Origin of the sequence: Paenibacillus sp. YYML68, from assembly GCF_027923405.1 — a bacterium.
In the GTDB taxonomy this organism is placed as follows: domain Bacteria; phylum Bacillota; class Bacilli; order Paenibacillales; family NBRC-103111; genus Paenibacillus_G.
The window spans coordinates 2,923,590-2,948,431 of sequence record NZ_BQYI01000001.1 but is presented as its reverse complement, the minus strand read 5'-3'; the positions used below and the strand labels follow the sequence as shown (position 1 = coordinate 2,948,431).

25 protein-coding genes are annotated in these 24,842 nt (G+C 52.6%); all 25 read left to right on the top strand.

Translation table 11 applies throughout. The annotated features are described in order from the left end of the window. Positions 1-71: 71 nt before the first annotated feature. The 25 genes from PAE68_RS13320 to PAE68_RS13200 all read left to right on the top strand — a co-directional run bounded on the left by PAE68_RS13320 (position 72) and on the right by PAE68_RS13200 (position 24,819). Positions 72-1,226 carry a protein-glutamate methylesterase/protein-glutamine glutaminase gene (locus tag PAE68_RS13320; RefSeq protein ID WP_281887602.1) on the top strand — a complete coding sequence of 385 codons (1,155 nt, stop codon included), beginning with the start codon at positions 72-74 and terminating at the stop codon, positions 1,224-1,226. A 43-nt stretch (positions 1,227-1,269) separates the two neighbouring features. Further along, positions 1,270-3,324 carry a chemotaxis protein CheA gene (locus PAE68_RS13315; RefSeq protein WP_281887600.1) on the top strand — a complete coding sequence of 685 codons (2,055 nt, stop codon included), beginning with the start codon at positions 1,270-1,272 and terminating at the stop codon, positions 3,322-3,324. 53 nt (positions 3,325-3,377) lie between these two features. Then, positions 3,378-3,839: a chemotaxis protein CheW gene (locus PAE68_RS13310; protein ID WP_281887599.1), complete on the top strand. Its 462-nt coding sequence runs from the start codon at positions 3,378-3,380 to the stop codon at positions 3,837-3,839. A gap of 3 nt (positions 3,840-3,842) precedes the next feature. Beyond that, positions 3,843-4,463: a chemotaxis protein CheC gene (locus tag PAE68_RS13305; protein WP_281887597.1), complete on the top strand. Its 621-nt coding sequence runs from the start codon at positions 3,843-3,845 to the stop codon at positions 4,461-4,463. Then, positions 4,460-4,954, top strand: a complete 495-nt coding sequence (locus PAE68_RS13300; RefSeq protein ID WP_281887595.1) for a chemotaxis protein CheD — start codon at positions 4,460-4,462, stop codon at positions 4,952-4,954. Before PAE68_RS13305 ends, PAE68_RS13300 begins: the two co-directional genes overlap by 4 nt. Positions 4,955-5,076: 122 nt before the next feature. Beyond that, entirely contained in the window at positions 5,077-5,379 is a 303-nt protein-coding gene (locus PAE68_RS13295; protein WP_281887593.1) for a hypothetical protein, read from the top strand. Between the two features lie 14 nt (positions 5,380-5,393). Next, the gene (locus tag PAE68_RS13290; RefSeq protein WP_281887591.1) at positions 5,394-6,176 is read left to right on the top strand and encodes a FliA/WhiG family RNA polymerase sigma factor; all 783 of its coding nucleotides are present in this window, start codon (positions 5,394-5,396) and stop codon (positions 6,174-6,176) included. 18 nt (positions 6,177-6,194) lie between these two features. Next, positions 6,195-7,604 (top strand): DUF342 domain-containing protein, encoded by a 1,410-nt coding sequence (locus tag PAE68_RS13285; RefSeq protein WP_281887590.1) that lies wholly within the window; start codon positions 6,195-6,197, stop codon positions 7,602-7,604. 67 nt (positions 7,605-7,671) lie between these two features. Beyond that, the gene (locus PAE68_RS13280) at positions 7,672-8,007 is read left to right on the top strand and encodes a hypothetical protein (protein WP_281887588.1); all 336 of its coding nucleotides are present in this window, start codon (positions 7,672-7,674) and stop codon (positions 8,005-8,007) included. A 28-nt stretch (positions 8,008-8,035) separates the two neighbouring features. After that, positions 8,036-8,632, top strand: coding sequence for a hypothetical protein (locus PAE68_RS13275; protein ID WP_281887586.1), 597 nt, complete (start codon positions 8,036-8,038; stop codon positions 8,630-8,632). Continuing rightward, complete coding sequence (locus PAE68_RS13270; protein WP_281887584.1) at positions 8,622-9,140, top strand: MltG/YceG/YrrL family protein; 519 nt, start codon at positions 8,622-8,624, stop codon at positions 9,138-9,140. Before PAE68_RS13275 ends, PAE68_RS13270 begins: the two co-directional genes overlap by 11 nt. 297 nt (positions 9,141-9,437) lie before the next feature. Further along, positions 9,438-10,136 carry a 30S ribosomal protein S2 gene (rpsB, locus tag PAE68_RS13265; protein ID WP_281887582.1) on the top strand — a complete coding sequence of 233 codons (699 nt, stop codon included), beginning with the start codon at positions 9,438-9,440 and terminating at the stop codon, positions 10,134-10,136. A 111-nt stretch (positions 10,137-10,247) separates the two neighbouring features. Beyond that, a complete protein-coding gene (gene tsf, locus PAE68_RS13260; RefSeq protein WP_281887580.1) occupies positions 10,248-10,898 on the top strand; it encodes a translation elongation factor Ts in 651 nt (216 codons plus the stop codon). A 96-nt stretch (positions 10,899-10,994) separates the two neighbouring features. After that, positions 10,995-11,720, top strand: coding sequence for a UMP kinase (gene pyrH / locus PAE68_RS13255; protein ID WP_281887578.1), 726 nt, complete (start codon positions 10,995-10,997; stop codon positions 11,718-11,720). A 2-nt stretch (positions 11,721-11,722) separates the two neighbouring features. Next, positions 11,723-12,280: a ribosome recycling factor gene (gene frr, locus PAE68_RS13250; protein ID WP_281887576.1), complete on the top strand. Its 558-nt coding sequence runs from the start codon at positions 11,723-11,725 to the stop codon at positions 12,278-12,280. Positions 12,281-12,338: 58 nt separating this feature from the next. After that, positions 12,339-13,106 (top strand): isoprenyl transferase, encoded by a 768-nt coding sequence (locus tag PAE68_RS13245; RefSeq protein ID WP_281887574.1) that lies wholly within the window; start codon positions 12,339-12,341, stop codon positions 13,104-13,106. Positions 13,107-13,125: 19 nt separating this feature from the next. Continuing rightward, the gene (locus PAE68_RS13240) at positions 13,126-13,914 is read left to right on the top strand and encodes a phosphatidate cytidylyltransferase (RefSeq protein ID WP_281887572.1); all 789 of its coding nucleotides are present in this window, start codon (positions 13,126-13,128) and stop codon (positions 13,912-13,914) included. A gap of 24 nt (positions 13,915-13,938) precedes the next feature. Next, positions 13,939-15,087, top strand: coding sequence for a 1-deoxy-D-xylulose-5-phosphate reductoisomerase (locus PAE68_RS13235; protein WP_281887571.1), 1,149 nt, complete (start codon positions 13,939-13,941; stop codon positions 15,085-15,087). A gap of 172 nt (positions 15,088-15,259) precedes the next feature. Next, the gene (gene rseP, locus PAE68_RS13230) at positions 15,260-16,525 is read left to right on the top strand and encodes an RIP metalloprotease RseP (protein ID WP_281887570.1); all 1,266 of its coding nucleotides are present in this window, start codon (positions 15,260-15,262) and stop codon (positions 16,523-16,525) included. Positions 16,526-16,558: 33 nt separating this feature from the next. Next, positions 16,559-18,016: a proline--tRNA ligase gene (gene proS, locus PAE68_RS13225; RefSeq protein WP_281887569.1), complete on the top strand. Its 1,458-nt coding sequence runs from the start codon at positions 16,559-16,561 to the stop codon at positions 18,014-18,016. 84 nt (positions 18,017-18,100) lie between these two features. Continuing rightward, complete coding sequence (locus tag PAE68_RS13220; protein ID WP_281887568.1) at positions 18,101-22,414, top strand: PolC-type DNA polymerase III; 4,314 nt, start codon at positions 18,101-18,103, stop codon at positions 22,412-22,414. A gap of 148 nt (positions 22,415-22,562) precedes the next feature. After that, positions 22,563-23,024 carry a ribosome maturation factor RimP gene (gene rimP / locus PAE68_RS13215; RefSeq protein WP_281887567.1) on the top strand — a complete coding sequence of 154 codons (462 nt, stop codon included), beginning with the start codon at positions 22,563-22,565 and terminating at the stop codon, positions 23,022-23,024. A gap of 55 nt (positions 23,025-23,079) precedes the next feature. Beyond that, positions 23,080-24,177 (top strand): transcription termination factor NusA, encoded by a 1,098-nt coding sequence (nusA, locus tag PAE68_RS13210; protein WP_281887566.1) that lies wholly within the window; start codon positions 23,080-23,082, stop codon positions 24,175-24,177. A 41-nt stretch (positions 24,178-24,218) separates the two neighbouring features. Further along, a complete protein-coding gene (gene rnpM, locus PAE68_RS13205) occupies positions 24,219-24,533 on the top strand; it encodes an RNase P modulator RnpM (protein WP_281887565.1) in 315 nt (104 codons plus the stop codon). Further along, complete coding sequence (locus tag PAE68_RS13200) at positions 24,523-24,819, top strand: YlxQ family RNA-binding protein (protein ID WP_281887564.1); 297 nt, start codon at positions 24,523-24,525, stop codon at positions 24,817-24,819. The genes rnpM and PAE68_RS13200 overlap by 11 nt, the downstream gene beginning before the upstream one ends. Positions 24,820-24,842 lie beyond the last annotated feature (23 nt).

The window sequence follows — 24,842 nt, the reverse complement described above, 5'->3', positions numbered from 1 at the left end:
ATCCTTGAAGCTAATAAACGCGACTACTTCATATTCAGACTTCAGGTGATAACGCGAGAGGGGCGGTACGTATGCAGCCGTTAGATGTGCTAGTCGTTGATGATTCTGTATTTATGAGAAAGCTGATATCCGATTTTATCGCCGAGGATCCGGGGCTCCGTGTCGTGGCACTAGCGAAAAACGGAAAGGAGGCGGTTGAGCTCGTCAAGAAGCATCGTCCGAGCGTCGTTACGATGGACATCGAGATGCCCGAGATGAACGGGCTCGACGCGCTCCGGATCATTATGAAGGAGTGTCCGGTACCTGTAGTGATGCTCAGCAGCTTGACGCAAGAAGGAGCAACGGAAACGCTGAAGGCGTTAGAGTGGGGGGCCGTCGACTTCGTCGGCAAGCCTTCTGGCTCTATCTCTCTCGATCTGCACAAGGTGAAGAAGCTGCTGCTGGAGAAGCTGCACATTGCTGCCAGATCGAATATCTCTAGGCTCAAGCTTTATGAATTAAGAGCCGACAGCAGTGCTCGCTCATCTGATCAAGCGTTGTTGCGGCCGCATAAGCCGGAGGCAGCGTCAGCGAATAGCTCCAAAGCCGCCTTACTGACACCGGATTCCAGCTCCTTCTTCAAGCGTCCGGTGACGAACTTCGAGCATCTGATCGCCATCGGAACTTCGACCGGCGGCCCGAGAGCATTGCACCAGGTGTTGTCCGAGCTGCCATCGAGACTGCCTGCTCCTGTCGTCATCGTGCAGCATATGCCGCCGAACTTCACGAAGTCGCTCTCCCAACGATTGGACAGTGTGTCTGGGTTGAAGGTCGCTGAAGCAGAGAACGGCATGGTGCTGGAGAGCGGAGCTGCTTATGTTGCTCCAGGAGGCTATCATATGTCTGTTGCCCGCAATGGCACTAACGGGTATCGCATCCACTTAAGCCGGGAGGAGCCGCGGGGCGGACATCGACCATCCGTCGATGTACTGTTTGAATCGTTGCTTCCCTTGAAGGAGCTGAAGCGACATATCGTGCTGATGACCGGAATGGGCTCTGACGGTGCCAGAGGGATGCTTGCGCTTAAGCAAGCAGGCGCCTTGACAACGATTGCCGAATCGGAAGAAACATGCGTCGTCTATGGTATGCCGCGGGCGGCCGTTGAGCTCGGCTGCGTCTCCAACGTCTTGCCTCAGCATGAGATCGCACGCAAGCTAATGAGCGTGGTCGGCACGCCGAATTCCTGATCTTGCCGTACATAGCTTCAATTATGATAACGGAGGTGTCGTTATGGAAATGAATCAATATCTTTCCATGTTTATTGACGAGTCCAGAGACCATCTGCAGGCCATCAATGAGCATATGCTTAGCTTGGAGAGCAATCCGGAAGATATAAGCATTGTTCAGAATATATTCCGCTCAGCTCATACGCTGAAGGGGATGAGCGCTACTATGGGCTTCGAGGACATTGCCTCCTTGACCCATGAAATGGAAAATGTATTGGATCTCGTACGCAATCGTAAGCTGAACATGGATTCCTTCATATTTGATTGCTTATTCAAAAGTACAGATGCGCTTGAAACGATGGTAGAAGACATTATTCAAGGCGGGACAGGACAAGCAGACGTCAAGGCGATTGTCGCTTCGCTGAAATCAATCGTCTCAGGTGATTATACGAAGGGAGCAGCCTCGGCTGCGTCGGCGCCAGCATCTGCTGCTGTATCGTCGAAGGGGACAGGGAAGTCGGAGCTGGACGAATTCCAGCTTTCGATTATTGAACAGTCGATCGACGCCGGAATGCTTGTACTTCGCATCGAGGTGTTCATCCGCAAAGATTGCGTCCTGAAGGCAGCTCGTGCATATATGGTGTTCAACGTGCTGGAGCAGAACGGGGAAGTGATCAAGGCAACACCTTCTGTAGAGGACATTGAGCAGGAGAAGTTCGAGGAATCGTTCTCTGTTTATTATGTTTCTTCAATCGACAAGGATGACCTCTATAAGCAAGTATCCAGCGTATCCGAGGTCGATAAGGTCGATCTACTGGTACTTGACAAAGATACGCTGAAGCAGCTGAGCGCACCTGCTGCGGCTGTGGAAGCTGCAGCTCCCGCAGCTGTGACCGCACCTGCAACAGACGATGCACAAGCGAAGCCAACAGAGGCGAAGAAGCCTGCTGCCGGCGGCGCGCCGGTTGCGAACCGGACGATCCGCGTCGATATTGAACGACTCGATATGCTCATGAACTTGTTCAGTGAGCTGCTTATTGATCGGGTGCGGCTGGAGCAGCTAGCAAGTGAGATCAGGAAGAACGAGTTGACTGAGACTGTTGAGCATATGGCTCGTGTGAGCAGTGATTTGCAAAATATCGTGCTCAAGCTGCGCATGGTCCCAGTTGATACCGTATTCAATCGATTCCCGCGTATGATTCGTGACGTCGCCAAGTCTCTGGATAAGAAGGTCGATCTGATCATCACCGGTGCAGATACTGAGCTTGATCGTACTGTCGTCGACGAGATCGGCGACCCGCTCGTTCACCTGCTTCGTAACGCGGTTGACCATGGCTTGGAGCCGACCAGCGATCGGATCGCTTCCGGGAAGCCGGAAACAGGTACGATACATCTTCGTGCCTATCATAGCGGCAACAGTGTATTCATTGAGATTGAAGACAACGGACGCGGCATTAATAAGGAGAAGGTGCTCGGCAAAGCGATTCAGAATGGTGTCGTGACGCAGGAGCAGGCAAGCCGAATGTCGGATAAAGAAATTTATATGCTGCTGTTTGCTTCGGGCTTCAGTACTGCGGACAAAATATCCGATATATCCGGCCGCGGCGTCGGTCTTGACGTGGTGAAGACGAAGATCGAAAGCCTAGGCGGTCAGGTGCTAGTCGATTCCGTGCTTGGTCGAGGCTCGAAGTTCTCCGTTCAGCTGCCGCTCACGCTGTCCATTATATCGGCGATGCTCATTCGACTTGTCGATGAGAAATATGCGATTCCGTTATCGTCCATCGTGGAGACGCTCGCCATTCGACGCGAGCAGGTGCGTCAAGTTCACGGTAACCGGCTGATCGACTACCGCAATAGCGTCATCCCGATCGTACCGCTCGCTGAGCTCTTTGACGTCCCGGGGACGGACAGCGGCCAAGATGACGAGCTTCAGGTCGTCGTCATTCGCAAGGGCGAGAAGCTCGCAGCGCTCGTCGTCGATGAGTTCATCGGACAGCAAGAAATTGTATTGAAGACATTGGGCAAATACTTGACGAACCTGTTCGCGGTATCAGGCGCGACGATATTGGGTGACGGTCAAGTCGCGCTAATTATTGATACGAACGCTCTGATTAAGTAGCAGCTCCACTCGCTATACGGTTAAGCAAGACCAACCCTGAGGAGGATGAACATATGGGACAAGAATTAAAGGTGATCGTGTTTGCACTGGCTCATGAGGAATATGGCGTTGAAGTGGATAAGGTCAAGACGATTGAACGTATTCAGCCGATGACCCGAGTACCCAAAACGCCTGAATTTGTAAAAGGAGTCATTAACCTGCGCGGCGTCGTTACACCTGTCATCGATCTTCGCGGCCGTTTTGGCTTTCCTGAGGCGGATTACACCGAGAACTCCCGAGTCATTATCGTTGCGGTCGGAGATATCGAGGTCGGCTTAATCGTTGACTCAGCGAACGATGTCATTGATGTTGATTCGGATCATATCGATGACCCACCGGAAATTGTAGGCGGTATTAAGGCGAAATATTTACGTGGAATTGCGAAGATAGGCGAGGATCGTCTGCTAGTGCTGTTGAATTTGGGCGAAGTGCTGAACAAGAGTGAGATCGTCCAGCTCGACCAGCTGGAGGATTAATGAATGGAGACGTTCAACTCGTTACCTGAGTTTCAAATGGACGTATTGAAGGAAGTCGGCAACATCGGTGCCGGCCATGCGGCAACTGCGTTGTCCAAGCTGCTGGACAAGCCGGTCGATATGCTCGTTCCGAAGGTGCGCATGGTCATGTTCGAGGAGATTGCCGACAGTGTAGGCGGAGCAGAGGCGATCGTCATTGCGATCTTTCTACGTGTGGAGGGCGAAACGCCCGGCAACCTATTTTTCATTTTAACCCAGGAATCTGCTAAGAAGCTGCTTCGCAACTTGGTTGGGATCGAGGTCGTCAGCGAGGATGGCTATACGGAGATGGAGATTTCCGCCCTTAGTGAAATCGGCAACATATTGGCTGGCTCCTACTTATCTTCTCTTGCCGATTTCACCCAGTTGAACATGCAGCCGACCGTGCCCGCGCTTTCCATCGATATGGCGGGTGCGATCTTGAGCTACGGTCTACTGCAGTTCGGAACGATGGGCGACCAGGCTCTGTTGATTGACACGAAGTTTTTGGATGGAAAGGACGAGGTTGAGGGACACTTCTTCCTAATTCCTGATCCAGAATCGTTCGAGAAAATTTTCGTAGCATTGGGCGTGCAAACTCCATGATCCAAGACAATCTGATTAAAGTCGGAATGGCTGATCTCAATGTTGTAAGCAAGACCGGAGTTCTGAAGACGACAGGACTCGGTTCTTGCGTCGGACTGACGTTGTATGATGCGAAGGTGAAGGTAGCGGGCATGGCACATATTATGCTTCCATCCTCAGATATTGCGAAGGAAGGCAGTCTGAATGTTGCGAAATATGCAGACACCGCCATACCTGAGATGATTCGCCGCATGGAGTCGCTGGGCGCTGTCCTCAGACGGCTGGAAGCGAAGCTCGCAGGTGGGGCACAGATGTTCGCGTTCGGGAGCCAATCCGATACGATGCGGATTGGTCCGCGCAATGTGGAGGCTTCCAAGGAAATATTAGCGCGCCTTAGCATACCGCTCCTTGCAGAGGATACCGGTGCAAACTATGGTAGGACGATTGAATTCGACTGCGAGACGGGGAAGTTGTCTATTCGCAGCGTACAAAACGGACTAAAGGAACTGTAGCGATGATTGGAACTCTGAAATGGAATTTCATAATAGGAGCAATTGCTTTTATTTTTACGTTCATATTGTCCATTGGACATAATATTTTCATAACGAGCCTCCTTCGGGGCTTATACAGCTTTGTGATCTTATTTATTGTTGTTTTCGCTTGCCGCTGGCTGCTCGGTACGTTCGCAGGCTTGAATCAATGGACGCCTCAGCCGCCGGCGAGCGATGTGAATGACGGCATGAAGGGCACCGCTTTTGATGCCGTTACTCCTATGGAACAGGACGAAGAGCTTCATAATATGCTCAAGGGACGCCCGAGCGAGGACAAGGAGGACGAGGAGCAGTTCTCACCGTTAAGTCCGCCTAAGCTGTCTACGAAAATCGACGGCTCGCCAGAGGCTCTCGCGGACGCCCTTCGCCGAATGACTGATGAGTAAAGGTGGTTCACCTCATGATCGGACACAAATCTCACTTAGCGAATATGGAATTGTGGAGAGAATGGCGCGAGGAGCGCCAGCTCCAGGCGAAGCAAGCCTTAATTGAGACGTATTTGCCTCTTGTTGATTACGTATCAGGCCGGCTCTCCATTGGACTCCCCAAGAACGTATCCAGGGATGATCTTACGAGCTTCGGGGTCATGGGTCTGATTGATGCCATCGAAAAGTTTGACTATGAACGTGGTCTTCAGTTCGAGACGTATGCATCGTGGCGAATTCGTGGAGCCGTCATTGATGGTCTGCGCCAAGGGGATTGGGTGCCGCGCTCGATTCGGGAGAAGGCACGTAAAGTGGAAGATGCGTATCAGAAGCTGGAGCAGCAATATTTGCGCTCTGTAACTGATTTGGAGATGAGTGAATATTTACAAGTAACCGAATCGGAATTTCAGCAAATGGTTCAGGATATCGCGGTGACGACGGTCTGCTCCATTGACGATCCGATTCGAGATGAAGAAACAGACACAAGAATTGCGCTTCTAGTCGATGAGAAGGCTGTTAAGCCGGAATCGAAGGTGCAGGAGGTGTTCCTGAAGGACATGCTTGCACAAGCGATTGATCGGTTGACGGAGAAGGAACGGACCGTCGTTTCGTTGTTCTATTTTGAAGAGCTGTCGTTAAGTGAAATTGCGGAAGTCATGAGCTTGTCCCCATCCAGAATATCTCAATTGCATTCGAAGGCGATATTGCGCTTAAGAGGCGCACTAAGCAGGCATAAGACGCAGTTGTTCCAAGATTAGTTGAAAGTGGGGATGATAATGAGTGAACATGAACTGCCGCTTAACCATTATGTGGACATCGCGGTGGATGATGATAAACTGACGGCTACCCTAAGATTCTCGAATGTAGACGGCTGGAGAGGGACGTTCTCCAGAAGTCAACTCGAGGAGCTGCTACAGTTGAACCGTATCGTACACGGTCTATTGGAGGATAAGATCGCTCAAATTGTGAAGGACCCACAATCGTTCTTCAATCAAAAGACTGTAATCGCGAAGGGCCAGCCTCCTGTGCATGGAGCTGACGGGTACATTAAGACGATGTTCGATCTTGATGACTTGGAGAAGCGGCCTCTGGAGCTGGAGGACGGCAAGGTCGATTATAAAGAAGTGACGACGATTCATAACGTTCGGAAGGGTCAGCTGATCGCTGAACGAGTCCCAGCCGAACAAGGTACAGAAGGGAAAGCGGTAACCGGCGAGGTGCTTTTTGCCAAGGACGGGAAGGAAGCGCGCTTTAAGCTCGGGAAAAACGTCGTGACCGATCCTGAGCAGTTAGCATTGTATGCTGCGATGGACGGAATGGTAACGAAGACAGACCGTGACAAGCTGAACGTGTTTCCCGTCTTCGAGGTGAATGGTGATGTCGATTATCATGTTGGCAACATCGACTTCGTTGGAACCGTCGTTATTCGCGGCAGTGTAATTCCTGGCTTCCGTATTAAAGCGGCAGGCGATATTCGAATTACTGGCAACGTAGACGGTGCTGACCTTGAGGCTGGCGGCTCTATTGAGATTAACGCAGGCATTTTGGGTCATCATAAGGCTGTCATCCGCGCAGGTCAAAGGGTGAAGTGCTCCTTCATACAGGATGCCACGATCGAAGTCGGCGAGGAAGTGCTCGTGAACCAAAGCATCATGCATTCGAACATTCGAGCGGGCAAAGAAATTACTTGCAAAGGTACGAAGGGGCTTATCGTCGGAGGACAGCTGCAGGCCGGTGAGCGAGTAACGGCAAGAACGATCGGCAACACGATGTCAACCGTTACGGCTATTGAGGTGGGCGTTCTTCCGGAGCTGCGTAACGAGCTCCAGCAGCTGAAGCAAAGCTTGAAGACGGTTGCGGACAACTTAAATAAGACCGAGAAGGCTCTCGTATTGCTCGATCAGATGGCAGCGGCGGGGCAGCTATCCCCTGAGAAGGTTGGGATGCGCATCAAGCTGAACCATACGAAGAAACAGGCGCAGGAAGAAATTTCATCGTATAAGAGCCGAATATTCGAAATTGAGAAGTCACTGGAGGACTCCGAGCGCGCGAGGGTCGAAGTAATTGGGATGGTATACAGCGGTACGAAGATTGTCATTGGACGCAATACCAAATTCATTAAAGACGCAGCGACGAGAGTTAAATTCCAGCTGCATGACGGCGATATTGCCATGAGTCCGTTATAAGGTTGTCGGTGATATGGCTAAGGATGCTCAAACTTGTATCTCGGATGTCCGGATAGGAGGATAGCGGATGACGCTAAGAGCGATTGACCTGCAATTTGCATTGCACAAAAATGACGAAGTCGGTCTGAAGCAAAACCAGCTGAACCAAAAGCCGGTGGTGGATCAAGCTGCGTTGTCGGAGGCAGCCCAGAAGGAGACGCTGGCGCAGCGTGGCCGCAGCATGAAGATGGAGGAGACGAACGGTGCCTCGATTCGCGATGAGGGCAAGCAGGGCGGAGGCAACGCCGGGGATGGGAACAAGTCACGCAAGTCTTCGAAGCAGGCTCAGTCCGGCGGAAGCGCTTCGTCGAAGCCGTCCAAGGATCATCCCTTCAAGGGTCATCATATCGATTTGTCGCTTTGACACTATGTGCGGAAAAAGGTGAACGCAGATGAATCAACCGTGGGTATACGTTGTCCTTTTCGGTTTATGCGTAATCGTCTATGCGATGCTGCTGCCGAAGCGCGCAAGCAAAAGCGAGGACGGATCGGAAACGATGGCGAAAGAAATGGAAAGCGCCATGGACCATTTTGCCATCGAGCTCGAGGAGCAAAACAAGGCGATTATTCAGCTGTTCTCCGAAACGAAGAAGGAATACGATACGCATACGGCGAAGCTGGCAGCAAGGCTAGAGACGCTGGAGAAGCACAATCAGCAGCTGCAGCAAGATTTAAGCCGAGTTGGATTCGTAGCCGAGCAGCTGCAGAAGCAGCCGATCTATGCGCCACAGACGGCTGCCCATGCTGGGACAGTGGCCACAGCTTCAGAAGCGGCCCTCGAGTCGACGAATACACCAGAGCAAGACCAGCAGGACCAGCCTGGCAACGCCCCTCTGATGGACATGCGGCAACGTTATGCGGAGCTGTTCGCGCTGCATGATGAAGGGAAGTCGATGGATGTCATTGCCAAGAAGCTAAGTATGAATAAAGGGGAAGTCAGCCTCATCCTACAGCTTGCCAAACAGGGGGACAGCGTCAATGTCAACTAAGAAGTACGTGCTTTACGGCCTTGGCTCAGGCATTATTGCCGGTGCTGTGTTGCTGCAGCTGATGCTGGCTTCGCCGTCCAGCGGCTTCGACGCATCACAAGGAGCGCAGCAAGGTCAGCCTACTGCTGAAGCGCTTGATAAGGAAGAGCTGCGGAAAGCCGCCTCTGTTCATTTTAACGTGTATGAGAAGGATGCCAAAGTATACACCCAGCCTGAGCTTGACGCGGTCGTAGTGAAGCGAGTCGAGGAGGAGAAGGCGAAAAATGCCTCGGCAGCACAAACACCTGCCGCTCCGCCCGTGCGAGAAACGTATGTGTACGTGACTAAGGGGATGGTCATGGCTCAAGTGTCGGAGATGCTGTTCCAGAGCGGCTTGATCAGTGACCAAGCGGCATTCGAGAATGAGATGCACAAGCGTCAGCTGTCCGGCAGCGTCATTGCAGGCATTCACGTCTTCAAGGGTCCACAGTCGCTGGAGCAAATTATAACGAATCTCATATCTCGATAGTTCATCAGATCCTTACGAGGGTCTGATTTTTGTGTTCAATTGGTGTAAGATCCGTGCCTTATGAGCCACCAAGTTCGACATCATTAGACGGTAGTTGCATCACCTATACGATTGTGGTATAGTAATTGACGGTGTAAAAATCCACACGCCGATTAATTCCAGTGACGGTGCTTCCGCGTTGCAGTTCATGCTTCTCTCCATGTTGCATGCCGCAATAATCTGGGAGTTTCACTGTGAAGATGAGATCGAGCGGAGGTTGCCACAAAAAAACAACCAATATTGAGGAGGTGTGTGAGGATGGCAGTAATTTCCATGAAGCAGCTTCTTGAAGCTGGGGTGCACTTCGGTCATCAGACCCGTCGTTGGAACCCGAAAATGGATCGTTACATCTTCACTGAAAGAAACGGAATTTATATTATCGACTTGCAAAAGACGGTAAAGAAGGTTGAAGAGGCGTACAACTTCGTACGTTCCGTTGCTGAAGAGAACGGTACAATCTTGTTCGTAGGTACAAAAAAGCAAGCTCAAGACTCCGTTGCAGAAGAGGCAGAGCGTTGCGGCATGTACTACATCAACCAGCGTTGGCTCGGCGGTACACTGACGAACTTCTCCACAATTCAACAGCGTATTAACCGTCTTCACGAGCTTGACAGATGGGAAAACGACGGCACGTTCGACGTTCTTCCTAAGAAAGAGGTTATCATCCTTCGTAAAGAAAAGGATCGCCTCGAGAAGTTCTTGGGCGGTATTAAAAATATGAAGGGTCTGCCGAGCGCATTGTTCGTCATCGATCCTCGCAAAGAGCGCATCGCAGTTGCAGAAGCGCGCAAGCTTGGTATCCCAATCGTAGGTATCGTTGATACGAACTGCGATCCGGATGAAATCGATTATGTAATCCCAGGTAACGACGATGCAATTCGTGCAGTTAAGCTGTTGACAGCGAAAATTGCAGATGCCGTTATCGAGGCTCATCAAGGCGAACAGACGACAGCTTAAGGTTGAATACAAGAAAGGGTGGTTTAAAGGTGCAAAATCCTTTCACCGCCCTTTTTTTTGAGGTACATAGCTCATCCTAACAAAAACTTCTAAATTCAAGGAGGCCCAATCATGGCAGTAAGTGCTTCGGCAGTAAAGGAATTGCGTGAGAAAACAGGAGCAGGTATGCTCGATTGCAAAAAAGCGCTGGAAGAGGCGAATGGAGATCTGACGAAAGCGTCTGAGCTTCTTCGTGAGAAGGGCTTGGCTGCTGCAGCGAAGAAGTCCGACCGTGTCGCTACAGAAGGTATGATCGAGTCTTACATTCATGCTGGCGGTAAGATCGGCGTACTCGTTGAAGTAAACTCCGAGACGGACTTCGTAGCAAAGAACGAGCAGTTCAGAGCGTTCGTACGTGACGTTGCGCTTCACATCGCAGCATCGAATCCGAAATTCCTTCGCCGTGATGAAGTTCCTCAAGAGGCGCTTGACAAAGAGCGTGAGATCTTGACGAACCAAGCTCTAAACGAAGGTAAGCCAGAGAAGATCGTTGAAAAAATCGTAGAAGGCCGTCTGGCGAAATACTACGAAGAGTACTGCCTGCTTGAGCAGCCTTTCATCAAGGACCCAGACAAGTCGGTTGAAGAAGTACTGAAGGAAAAGATTGCAACAATCGGCGAGAACTTGTCGATTCGCCGCTTCGTGCGCTACGAGCTCGGAGAAGGTCTTGAGAAGAAGCAAGAAAACTTTGCAGAAGAAGTTATGAGCCAAGTCAAACTGTAAGGTCCATTATAGAATTGAGCGGCAGGGAACACTTGGTGTTCCCTGTTTTGTAAAGTAAAATGAAATTACAGTTTGAACGAAGCGGAGGAAACGAACGTGGCTAGTCCAATTTTTAAAAGAGTCATCCTGAAGTTAAGCGGCGAAGCGCTAGCAGGGCAGCAAGGCTATGGTATTGATGCCGAAGTGATCAGCTCGATTGCACAGCAGGTGAAGGATGTTGTTGATCTTCAGGTTGAGGTAGCTGTCGTCGTAGGCGGCGGCAACATCTGGAGAGGTATCGCCGGTAGTGCTAAGGGCATTGATCGTGCTACAGCCGATTATATGGGGATGCTGGCTACGGTAATGAATTCGCTCGCTTTGCAGGATGCCCTCGAGACGATCGGCGTACCGACACGTGTGCAGTCGTCGATCACGATGCAGCAGGTTGCAGAGCCTTATATTCGCCGCAGAGCAATGCGTCATCTGGAGAAGGGGCGCGTCGTTATTTTCGCAGCAGGCACAGGCAATCCGTACTTCTCGACCGATACGACAGCTGCGCTGAGAGCTGCTGAGATTGAGGCTGAAGTGATTCTGATGGCCAAAAACAAAGTAGACGGCGTATATTCTGCAGATCCGTTCAAGGACCCGACTGCGGTCAAGTTCGAGACGCTGACCTATATGGAGGTACTGAACAAAAATCTAGGCGTTATGGATTCGACAGCGTCCTCCTTATGTATGGATAACAACATTCCGCTGATTGTATTCTCCATTACCGAAAGCGGCAATATTAAGCGCGTAGTGATGGGTGAGAAGATCGGCACGATCGTAAAAGGGAGTGTGTAACGATGCCGCAAACGATAAAGAAAAATGCCGAGGAGCGCATGGACAAAGCGATCTCCTCGCTTAAAAAAGAGCTGCTGACGCTTCGTGCCGGACGGGCGACACCAGCGCTGCTGGACCGCATTCAGGTTGAGTACTACGGGGCGCTAACACCTGTTAACCAGCTAGCTAACATCAACACGCCGGATTCCCGCACACTGATGATTCAGCCTTGGGATAAGGGCTCTGTATCGGCGATTGAGAAGGCAATTATGAAGTCAGACCTCGGCCTTACGCCTTCGAATGATGGCTCGAGCATCCGCATCATGATTCCAGCATTGACTGAAGAGCGTCGTGCGGAGCTGGTGAAGCTGACGAAGAAGTTCGGTGAAGAAGCGAAGGTCGCAATTCGTAACGTGCGTCGTGATGCCAACGACGAGATCAAGAAGCTGGAGAAGACGGCCGGTATGTCTGAGGATGAGTCACGCCGTCATCAGGACGATATTCAGAAGGCAACAGACAAGTTCATCGCCGAGGTAGACAAGGTGCTTGTCGCCAAGGAAAAAGAAATTATGGAAGTGTAATAGGCAAAAACCCCCTTATTCGAGGGGGCTTTTAGTCTTTCTTGATGGGGGATCTCTCATGAAGCCATTCAAAAAATGGTTCGGAACGCCGACCAAGGACGAGGAGAGCATCTTCTCGCTCGATACCGACAATATTCCGAACCATGTCGCCGTCATCATGGACGGTAACGGCCGCTGGGCACAGAAGCGCGGACTTCCGCGTGTCGCTGGACACCATTCGGGCATGAAAAACGTGAAAAAAATAACGTTAGCGGCAGATCAAATCGGCGTTCAGGCGCTGACCTTGTACGCCTTTTCCACTGAAAATTGGAAGCGGCCGAAGGACGAGGTCGAATATTTGATGAAGCTGCCGCTGGAGTTTTTTCCTAAAGAGATCGATGAGCTAATCGCTAACAATATACGAATCCGCATTACAGGCTGGCCGGAGGCGCTGCCAGATTATACGCGGAAGTCGGTAGAGGATGCGATCCGGCAGACCGAGCATAATACCGGTCTTATTCTTAACTTTGCCTTGAACTACGGCAGCCGTAAAGAAATGATTTCGGGAGTACAGCGCATCGCACAAGAAGCAGCGGCCGGTCGACTACGACCCGAGGACATTAATGAAGAGCTATTTTCCCAATATATGCTTACGGCTCCGCTTCCCGATCCGGATTTACTGATTCGAACGAGCGGTGAGCTGCGTATCAGTAACTTTATGCTTTGGCAGCTAGCCTATTCGGAGCTTTATTTTACTGAACTGTGCTGGCCGGAGTTTAATGAACAGCACTTCTACATGGCTATCCAAGAATATCAGCGCCGCGCCAGACGATACGGGGGACTGTAGCGGTATTGGAGGAATCGATTTGAAGCAGCGAATCGTCACAGGAATCGTGGCAGGGCTCGGATTTTTCATCATGTTATACCTCGGAGGCTACTGGTATGCGGGGTTGATTGCTGCGCTGGCGCTGGTCGGTTATGCCGAATTTCTTCGGATGAACGGGCTTAATAGCAATAAGGTGATCGAAATTATCGGGTATGCGGGCGTTCTTGCTCTTTTGTACGACTGGCAAGGGGACGTCATGACATCAGGCTATTTGATATGGGTGTTGATGTTTTTGTTCCTGGCAGGAACGGTACTCAGTAAAAACAAGACGACCATCGACCATGTGGCGACCGCCTTTCTCGGTATGGTCTATGTCGGGGTTGGTTTTCATTATATGATCGAAACACGGGCGATCGCCGACAACGGGCTGTTCTGGACGCTTCTGATCTTCCTCTGCATCTGGACGACGGATTCGGGAGCTTACTTCACCGGCTCGAAGTTCGGCAAGACGCCGCTGTGGCCGACCATTAGTCCGAAGAAGTCGGTAGAAGGCGCCCTAGGCGGCACCGTGCTGTCTGTAATCGTTGCGCTGGGATTCGCTTGGCTTCGTCCAGAGCTGCTCGGGTACGGTCAAGCGGTCATCGTCGGCATCGTCATCGCGATTGTCGGACAGATGGGCGACTTGATCCAATCGGCTTATAAGCGGGTGAAGGGCATCAAGGATTCGGGGGCGATATTGCCTGGACACGGCGGTGTGCTCGATCGCACGGACAGCTGGCTGATCGTGTTCCCGTTCCTGCACATGCTCTCCCTGCTCCCACAAGCGTAAATTCATATGGCTGGAGTGAGCGAGTTGAAAAGAATCAGCATTCTCGGATCGACAGGCTCCATCGGCACCCAAACGTTGGATGTCGTCTCGCATTATCCTGAGCTGTATCAGATCGAGGCATTGGCGGGTGGGCATAACAAGGAGCTGCTGCTGGAGCAGACGATTCAGTTCCGTCCGAAAAAAGTAAGCGTCGCGACGAAGGACGCTGCCGAGTGGCTTCAGGTGCGCGTACCCTCCGGTACAACCGTTATGTATGGTGCGGAGGGACTCGTCGAGGTCGCGGCGAACCATGATGCGGAGCTTGTTGTCACAGCGCTCGTAGGCAGCCAAGGGCTGCAGCCGACGCTTGCAGCGCTCGAGGCGGGCAAGCATATCGGCCTCGCCAATAAGGAGACTCTTATTAGTGCCGGACATCTCGTCACGGACTTGGCCGCGCGCAAGGGGGTGCAGCTACTCCCGATCGACAGCGAGCATTCGGCGATCTTCCAATGCTTGAACGGTGAGAACCGAGAGCGTATACATACGATTACACTTACAGCTTCGGGCGGTTCGTTCCGAGATCGTACGCGAGATGAGCTTGCAGCTGTGACGGTAGAGGATGCGCTGAAGCATCCGAACTGGTCGATGGGCGCTAAGATTACGATCGATTCCGCGACGATGGTGAACAAAGGGCTAGAGGTCATGGAGGCGCATTGGCTGTTTGGGCTGTCTTATGACCGAATCCATGTGCTCATTCATCCCGAAAGCATTATTCATTCGTATGTCGAGTTCGTCGACTACAGCATTGTCGCCCAGCTTGGCATGCCAGATATGCGGGTGCCGATCCAATATGCGCTCACGTATCCGGATCGAATGAGCACTCCGTCACAGCCGCTGAGGCTTGCTGAGATTGGTAAGCTGCACTTCCGTGAGCTGGACATGGAGCGCTACCCTTGTGTTGCGATGGCGTATGAGTGCGGAAGAACCGGTGGTACGATGCCGACCGTGTATAATGCGGCCAATGAAGTAGCTGTCGCCCGTTTCCTACGCAATGAAATCTCGTTCCTTGCGATTGAGCACATCATTGCTGAGGTCATGAACCGCCATGAGGTTATTGCAGCGCCGCCGCTGGCGGCCATTCTGGAGAGCGACCGATGGGCAAGAGAAGCGGCAGCCTCGATTCCGTCATCGTAATAGCCTCGGGATGTTACTATAATGAGTCATCATTCCTCCTTGTCCGTAATATGTTCATAGCATGGGCTCGGCTTGTGTTCGGCTAATCATTAATGTTAATCTAGGAGCATGAAGAACGCCCTTCCAAGAGCTTGTAAATATGAACATGAGTGTAAGGAGGCCGTGAGCTAGAGTGAACGTACTTCAACTGATTTTACTGAATGTTCTCTTGTTTTTTGTATTGGTGACGGTGCATGAATGGGGTCACTTTTACTTCGCTAGACGTGCAGGCATATTGACACGGGAGTTCGCTATCGGCTTCGGCCCGAAGGTACTCTCATTCGTCAAAGGGGAAACGCGTTATACGTTAAGACTGCTGCCAATTGGCGGCTTCGTTCGCATGGCCGGTGAAGATCCCGAGCTCGTTCAGATCAACCCGGGGCAGCGCATCGCACTGGCGATACAGGACGATAAGGTGACACACATTTACTTGAACGATCTGGACAGCCGACGCGATGCGCTGCAAGGTGTCGTTGAAGATATTGATCTGGAACATAAGCTATTCGTTCGTGTCGATGTCGACGGTGTACTGCATAAGTTCGCTGTCCATCCGCAGGCGATGATGGTTAGTAAGGATAAGGAGACACAGATTGCGCCATGGGATCGTCAGTTCGGCAGCAAGACGGTCGGTCAGCGTGCGCTGGCGATTTTTGCCGGACCGCTGATGAACTTCATCCTTGCGATCATCTTGTTCATCTCTGTTGCGTTCATGGTCGGTACTCCGCTGCCTGATCGGATTCGCATTCAGAGCACCGTAGACAGCTCTGCCGCTCAGAAGGCAGGACTGATGGCAGGAGACGTCATCATCGAAGTGAACGGGGAGAAGATTGCCGGGGACAGCAAGAAGCTGACTGGACTGATCCAAGATTCGGCGAACAAGCCGATGAGCTGGGTCGTTGAACGTGACCAGCAGCTGCTCACGAAGCAGGTGACGCCTGTTCTGACTGCAGACAATGCGATTCGCGTCGGGGTATCGCTTGGTCCGGATACGCGTCCGGCTACGATCTCGGAGGCATTCCAGTTTGGCTGGAAGAACATGGTGCTCTATAGCACGCTCATCCTCGACGGCTTCGGTAAGCTGGCGACGCTGCAGGTGGACATGGATGAGCTGGGCGGGCCGGTGCAGATCGTCCAGTTCACGAGTGAGCAGGCTGCTGCAGGCTGGCCGCAATATGTCAATTGGATGGCTCTCATGAGCTTGTACCTGGGTCTGTTCAACCTATTGCCAGTGCCAGCACTGGATGGAAGCCGACTCGTGTTCCTCGGTCTCGAGGCACTGCGAGGCAAGCCGATTGATCCGAATCGCGAGAGCATGGTCCACTTCGTAGGCTTTGCGATGCTCATGCTGCTCATGATTGCTGTAACATACAATGATATACTCGAACTTATTAAAGGATAACGAAACGCCGTTAGCAGGGGGAGCATCGGAACCATGTCGAAGGAGAAGCAAGAGAAGCAGTTTGTGAAGGAAATTACGCCGCAGAGCGAGGATTTTTCCCGCTGGTATATTGATACGATCAAGAAGGCGGATCTGATGAGCTACGCGCCGGTGCGCGGCTGCATCGTGTTCAAGCCGGACGGCTATGAGATCTGGGAGCACATACAGCGTGAGCTGGATCGCCGCTTCAAGGAGACAGGTCACCGCAACGCATACTTCCCGCTCTTCATTCCGGAGAGCTTCTTCGAGAAGGAGAAGGAACACGTCGAGGGCTTCAATCCAGAGCTGCCTTGGGTAACCGAGGCTGGCGGAGAGAAGCTCGAGGAGCGACTTGCGATTCGTCCGACGTCCGAGACGATGATCGGTCATATGTACGCGGAATGGATTAACTCGTACCGCGACCTGCCGCTGCTCATTAACCAGTGGGCGAACGTGGTGCGTTGGGAGAAGAAGACGCAGCCGTTCCTACGGACGAGCGAGTTTCTCTGGCAGGAAGGTCATACCGCGCATGAGGATGAGGCAGATGCACGTCGCGAGACGATGCAGATGCTCGAGATCTATAAGGACTTCGCGGAGAACTTCCTGGCGATCCCGGTCATTACCGGACAGAAGACGCCTTCCGAGAAGTTTGCCGGAGCGGTGGACACGTATTCGATCGAAGCGATGATGAAGGATGGCAAGGCGGTACAGGCGGGGACGTCGCACTATCTTGGCACGAACTTCGCTGTAGCCTTCGATATCAAATACTTGGATCGTGATAACCAGCACACGTTCTGCCATACGACGTCCTGGGGCGTTAGCACAAGACTGATCGGTGCGCTCATCATGGTGCATGGTGATGACCGCGGACTTGCGCTTCCTCCGAAGGTCGCTCCGACACAGGTTGTGATGATTCCGATTGGACCAGCGAAGACACGCGAACAAGCGATCGCTTGTGTGGACGGCTTGTATGACCAGCTGAAGAAGGCTGGCGTTCGCGTGAAGGTGGACGACCGTCAAGATCAGAGCCCGGGCTGGAAGTTCAATGAATACGAAATGCGCGGCGTGCCGATTCGCGTAGAGCTCGGTCCGCGTGATATGGAGAACGGCCAAGTGGTGCTCGTATCCAGGATTACGGGGGAGAAGCGTGTCGTTGCGCAGAGCCAATTCGTGGAAGAGGTCCAAAAGCTGTTGACGGAGACACAGCGGGAAATGTATGATCGAGCGAAGAGGTTCCGTGATGAGTCGATGACCGCAGCCGATACGCTGGATGAGCTGAAGTCATTCCTCCAGAAGAAGCGAGGGTTCTCGCTGTCGGGCTGGTGCGGCTCTAATGCATGTGAGGCAACCGTGAAGGAAGAGACCGGCGCAACGAGCCGCAACATTCCGTTCGAGCCAGGAGTGCACAAGTCGACATGCCTCGTCTGCGGTGAAGCGGCGAAGCATACGGTTCTTTTCGGACGAGCTTACTAAATCACTTCGGAAATGATACAGAAGGGCAAACGGGAATGCAACACTCCTTTTTGCCCTTTGATTGTTTTACAGGGGAGGAACAGCATGAGCAGTAGCAGTACAGCTTCCAAGCGCGATCGGTTCGAGATGCTGATGCAACAGGCCAGCGTTCCGTCTGAGGTCGTTCGTCAGTTTTTCGCCGATGGCTATATCGATAAGGTAGAGACGAGTCGCCGCAACAGCGAGTGGACGTTCTATATTGTGAAGACACAGGTCGTGCCGTGCGACGTGTATCGGACCTTCTGCAAAATGATCCGCGACAAGTTCGCGCATATTGCTGCGATTCGCTTCGTGCTGCAATATACGTCGGATGTGAATCCGAAGGAAGTCGCGGACGAATATTGGAGTATGTTTTTGGAGTGGGTGCAGCGCGAGGCCGCTTCGATTAACGGCTGGATGACGAAGGCGAAGATCGACGTCTCAGGTAATGTGCTGACGCTGTATCTATTGGACAGTATTGGACTTGAGCTGGCGAAGAAGAAGAACATTGCGGAGTGGATCCGCAACTACTTCACAGGCTTCTTCGGTGTTGAGCTGCATGTGAAGTATGCGCTCATCGAATCGCGCAAGGAGGAGCTCGAGAAGTTCACGAAGCAGATCGAGCAGGAGCAGAAGGAAGTAACGAGCGTCATCCTGACCGCTGTCGAGGCTGAAGAGGCAGCTGCCGCTGCTGTGCCGGAGGGCGAGGTCAAGCTGATGGTTGGCTACGACATCAAGGAGCCAGCCGTCCCGCTTCAGAGCGTACAGGATGAGGAGAAGAAGGTGACGATTCAAGGCTCTGTATTCGGTCTCGAGGTGAAGGAGCTGCGGAACGGCAGCACTCTGTTTACGTTCAATGTGACCGATTTCTCCGATTCCATGATGGTGAAGGCGTTCGCGAAGACGAAGGAAGATGTGAAGATCTACAGTCTGATCAAGAACGGGACATGGCTGAAGCTGCGCGGGCGGGTGGAATACGACCGATTCATGCAGGTGCCTGAGCTCGTCATGATTCCGAACGATGTGAATGAAATGATGGCGCCTCCAGAACGCAAGGACGACGCGGAGGAGAAGAGAGTAGAGTTCCATCTTCATACGACGATGAGCACAATGGACGGGATTACGCCTGTCGATCAATATATTAAGATGGCGGCCAAGTGGGGGCATAAGGCGATCGCTGTGACGGATCACGGCGGCGTGCAGAGCTTCCCGGAAGCGTACAAGGCGTCGAAGAAGAATGGTATTAAGATGATCTATGGTGTTGAGGCGAATGTCATCGACGACTCAATGAAGGTGGTTATGAATGGTACGTCAGTCTCGCTGGCTGACGCTGAGTATGTCGTATTCGACATCGAGACGACCGGCTTATCAGTCACGAATAACAAAATTATCGAGCTCGCAGGCGTCAAGATGAAGGAAGGCAAGGAGATCGACCGATTCGCCACCTTCATCGATCCGCATGAGCGTATTCCGTACAACATTCAGCAGCTGACGAACATTACGGACGATATGGTGCGCGGTGCGCCAGAGCTCGAGGAGATGCTGCCGAAATTTCTCGAATTCGTCGGGGATGCCGTGCTCGTCGCCCATAATGCCCGCTTCGATACGGGCTTCATTCAAGCGAACTGCCGACGACTTGGCATTGCAGAGCCGCAGAACGCGGTGCTCGACACGCTGGAGCTGGCACGGTTGCTGTATCCGACGATGAAGAATCACCGCCTCAACACGCTTACCGACAAGTTCAAGGTTAGTCTCGATAATCATCACCGTGCGATTGACGATTCGATTGCGCTCGGTTATGTGCTGTTCCATATGCTGAAGGAGGCGGCCGACCGCGGCTACACCCAGCTCGATAAGCTGAACGATGAGAACGCCAGAAGCTTGGCGACTCAGCGGCCGTTCCATTGCTGCATCTATGCGCTCGATATGGTCGGTAAGAAAAACTTGTACACGCTCGTATCCCTATCCCATACCGAATATTTCCATCGCGTGCCGTGTATACCGCGCAGCAAGCTGATTGAGCTGCGGGAAGGGCTGCTCATCGTATCAGGGTGCGAGAAGGGCGAGCTGTTCGAGACGGTGCTCAACAAGTCGATCGATGAGGCGGAGGCGGTCGCTGCCTTCTACGATGTGCTGGAGATTCAGCCGACGGGCAACAACATGCACCTGGTCGAGAAGGGGCTGGTCGCAAGCCCCGCGCAGCTAGAGGACGCAACGCGGCGAATCGTTGAGCTTGGGCGTAAGCTCGGCAAGCCGGTCATTGCTACCGGCAACGTTCATTATTTGAACCCGCGCGACAAGATCAGCAGAGACATTACGATACACGGCATTACCGGGTTCAGTCCGCTGAAGGACATCCGCAAGCCCGATGTTCACTTCCGTACGACGAAGGAAATGCTGGCGGAGTTCGATTTTCTCGGTAAGGAGACGGCTCTAGAGGTCGTTGTTCGCAATACGCAGGAGCTGGCCGACCGATTCGAGGAGCTCGAGCTGTTCCCGACGAAGCTATTCACACCGATTATCGAAGGGGCCGATGATGAGATTCGCGACAAGTGCTACGAGACGGCCCGGCGTATGTACGGGGAGCCGATCCCTGAGGTCGTCACTGCGCGACTCGAGAAGGAGCTCATCCCGATTATCAAGTATGGCTTCTCAGCGAACTACCTCATCTCCGAGCGTCTGGTCAAAAAGTCGAACGAGGACGGCTACCTCGTCGGCTCCCGTGGCTCCGTCGGCTCGTCTATTGTCGCCACGTTCCTCGGCATCTCTGAGGTCAATCCGCTGCCTCCGCATTACTTGTGCACATGCCAGTACAGCGAGTGGATTCTGGACGGCTCGATGCCTTCCGGCTTCGACCTTCCAGACAAGAATTGTCCGAGGTGTGGCGCGAAGCTGAAGGGAGAAGGTCAAGATATTCCGTTCGAGACGTTCCTCGGCTTCAAGGGGGACAAGGTTCCCGATATCGACTTGAACTTCTCCGGTGAGTATCAGCCGCATGCGCACAATTATACGAAGGTGCTGTTCGGGGAGAAGCACGTCTTCCGTGCAGGTACGATCGGCACCGTTGCCGAGAAGACGGCATACGGCTTCGTGAAGAAGTACGAGGAGGATCAAGGCAAGAAGTGGCGAGGAGCGGAGCTCAGCCGTCTTGCGCTCGGCTGTACAGGCGTCAAGCGGAGTACGGGCCAGCATCCCGGCGGTATCGTCGTCGTACCGGACTACATTGACGTGAATGACATTACGCCGGTTCAATATCCGGCCGACGATACGAACGCGGAGTGGAAGACGACCCACTTCGACTATCACGCCTTCGATGCGAACCTGCTCAAGCTTGATATACTCGGACACGATGACCCGACGATGATGCGGATGCTGCAGGACTTGACGGGCGTCGATCCGACGACGATACCGATGAACGACCCGAAGGTGATGAGTATGTTCAACTCGGTGGATGCGCTTGGCGTATCGCCGGAGAAGATTCGAACGCCGGTGGCAACGTATGGTGTGCCGGAAATGGGGACGAAGTTCGTACGCCAAATGCTGGAGGAAGCGAAGCCATCGAGCTTCGCCGACCTGCTGCAGATCTCGGGTCTGTCTCACGGAACGGGCGTATGGCTCGGCAACGCGCAAGAGCTGATCAAGAAGGGCATCTGTACGATCAAGACAGTTATCGGGTGCCGCGACGACATCATGCTATATCTCATCTATAAGGCGGGCATGGATGCGGGTCTCGCGTTCAAAATTACAGAGAGCGTGCGTAAAGGTAAAGGTCTGACCGAGGAATGGAAGGAAGACATGAAGAAGCACAATGTGCCGCAATGGTACATTGATTCGTGCGAGAAGATCGAATACATGTTCCCGAAGGCGCATGCCTCCGCTTATGTCATCTCGGCTGTTCGTACCGCGTACTTCAAGCTGTACCATCCAATCGCGTATTATGCGACGTACTTTACCGTTCGCGCCTCCGACTTCGAGCTTGAGCTGCTGTGCCAAGGCTACGATGCGATTCTTCGCCGCTTGATCGAGATTGAGGAGAAGGGCTTCCAGGCGCTGCCGAAGGAGAAGAACATGATCTCGATTCTCGAGATGGCGCTGGAGATGACCGCGCGCGGCTTCTCCTTCAAGCCGATCGACTTATACAAGTCCGACGCGACGAAGTTTATTATCGAAGACGACGCGCTAATCCCTCCATTCGCCGCCATAGCAGGTATTGGAGATAACGCGGCGCGCAATATTGCGGCCTCGCGTGAGGGCGCGCCGTACTTGTCTGTTGAAGATTTCCAGACTCGCAGCAAGGCGTCGAAGACGATCGTAGAGCTGCTTTCTAGCATGGGCTGCTTCCGCGGTCTTCCAGAGACGAACCAGCTGTCGCTATTTTGACTCGGTTGCAATTTTACATTCATCTATGGTATAATCTGCTACAGTAACAGTGCTATATCTCTAACTAAGAGAGTGGGGAAACCCACTCTTTACATTTTGTATGAGGGTTTTACCGCCTTAAGTGAAGGTTGACAGGAGGAATCTAAGGTTGAGTATCGCTCAAATCAAATCGACGGTCGAAGCGCTGATCCGTCCTTTCTTGGAAGAGAATCAGTTCGAGCTGGTCGATGTCGAATATGTGAAAGAAGGCAAAAATTGGTTTCTTCGGGTGTATTGTGATAAGGAAGGCGGCATCGATATTGACGATTGCGGCCGCATCAGCGAGTACTTGAGCAACAAGCTGGATGAGACGGATCCGATACCTGACGCTTATTTCCTAGAAGTATCGTCTCCTGGAGCAGAGCGTCCGCTCAAGAAGGCTCAGGACTTCACCCGCGCGGTAGGACAGCATGTGTTCATTACAACCTATGAGCCGTTCGACGGTCTGAAGGAATTCGAGGGGACGCTGGAATCGTTCGACGAAGAGACCCTTGAGGTGCAGATTGCGAAGAAGACGCATCGCATTCCGTATGACAAGGTAGCAAGCGCAAGGCTTGCCATCGTGTTCTAGCACGACAGCCGCTTGCGGCGGCTTTGCAGTTTATGAGAGGAGGAGCTTCATTCTAATGAACATGGACTTTATCGAAGCACTGCACGAAATCGAGCGGGAGAAAGGAATCGCGAAGGATATTCTGATCGACGCGATCGAAGCGGCGCTCATCTCCAGCTACAAGCGCAATTTCAATACCGCACAGAACGTGCGTGTGGACATCAACCGGCACACCGGTTTGATTAAAGTATACGCGCGCAAGGCGGTAGTGGACGAGGTGCTGGATCCGCGGCTCGAAATTTCTCTGTATGCAGCGCGCGAAATTAATCAAAATTATCAAATGAACGATATCGTCGAGATCGAGGTAACACCTCGCGACTTCGGACGAATTGCTGCGCAGACGGCGAAGCAGGTCGTGACTCAGCGTATACGCGAGGCGGAGCGGGGGCTCATCTATAACGCTTACGTGGACAAAGAGGAAGATATCGTAACCGGTATCGTACAGCGTCAAGATCAGCGCAACCTGTACATCGATCTGGGGAAGATCGAGGCGGCGATGCCGATCACCGAGATGATGCCTACCGATAAGTTTAAGCAAGGCGATCGCGTAAAGGCGTATATTACGAAGGTCGAGAATACGACGAAGGGGCCGCAAATCATACTGTCCCGCACGCATCCTGGGCTGCTGAAGCGACTGTTCGAGCTCGAGGTGCCTGAAATATTCCAAGGCGTCGTCGAAATTCGCTCCGTGGCTCGCGAAGCAGGCTTCCGCTCTAAGATTGCCGTGTACTCTCGCAATGCTGAGGTTGATCCGGTCGGCTCCTGTGTCGGTCCGAAAGGAATGCGTGTTCAGACGATCGTTAACGAGCTGAAGGGCGAGAAGATCGACATCGTACGCTGGGTGGAGAACGTTGACGAGTACGTTGCGAATGCGCTCAGTCCGTCGAAGGTGATCGAGGTACAGGTGTTTGAGGCCGAGAAGATGGCTCGTGTCATTGTGCCGGATTACCAGTTGTCCCTTGCGATTGGTATCAAGGGTCAGAACGCCAGACTGGCTGCCAAGCTGACGGGCTGGAAGATCGACATCAAGAGCGAGACACAGGCTGAGCAGGAGTACGGCAGGCCGCGGACGGAGTCTGAAGAGATGCATCAGGATTCCGTCAGCATCGACTAGATGCTCTTCGCCGCATAGAGCGATAGGAGGCGAGTGAAGTGATGAAGCCGAGAAAAACGCCGCTTCGCAAATGTGTCGCCTGCCAGCAGATGATGTCAAAGCGAGAGCTTATCCGAGTCGTGAAGACGCCGAATGATGAGCTGCTGATCGATTTGACCGGCAAGAAGGCGGGACGCGGCGCTTATTTGTGCGGCAAGCTTTCCTGCTTTAAGCTTGCTAAGAAGTCTAGAGCATTGGATAGGGCGCTGAAGTCGCAGGTCAGCCCCGACATTTATGATACGCTGGAGCACGATTTCATTAAGGTTGAAGATGATTTCATAGCTGCCAAGGATGCGGCGGGTGACGATGATGAATGAACGTTTTTATTCCAATCTAGGCTTGGCGATGCGAGCGGGTAAAGTATTAACGGGTGAAGAAATGGTGATCGATGCGGTTCGTACCGGTGACGCCAAGCTTGTGATCGTATCCGAGGATGCGTCCGCCAACACCTTGAAGAAGGTTAATGATAAATGCATTCATTATCAGGTTCCTATTCATCAGTACGGTTCCCGGGAACAGCTCGGAGCCAGTATCGGGAAAGAGTCGCGAGTCGTGATTGCCGTAACCGATGCGGGATTCGCGCGATTGCTAGTGAAGCCTTAAAGTAAGCCTGGAGGTGGCCAGTA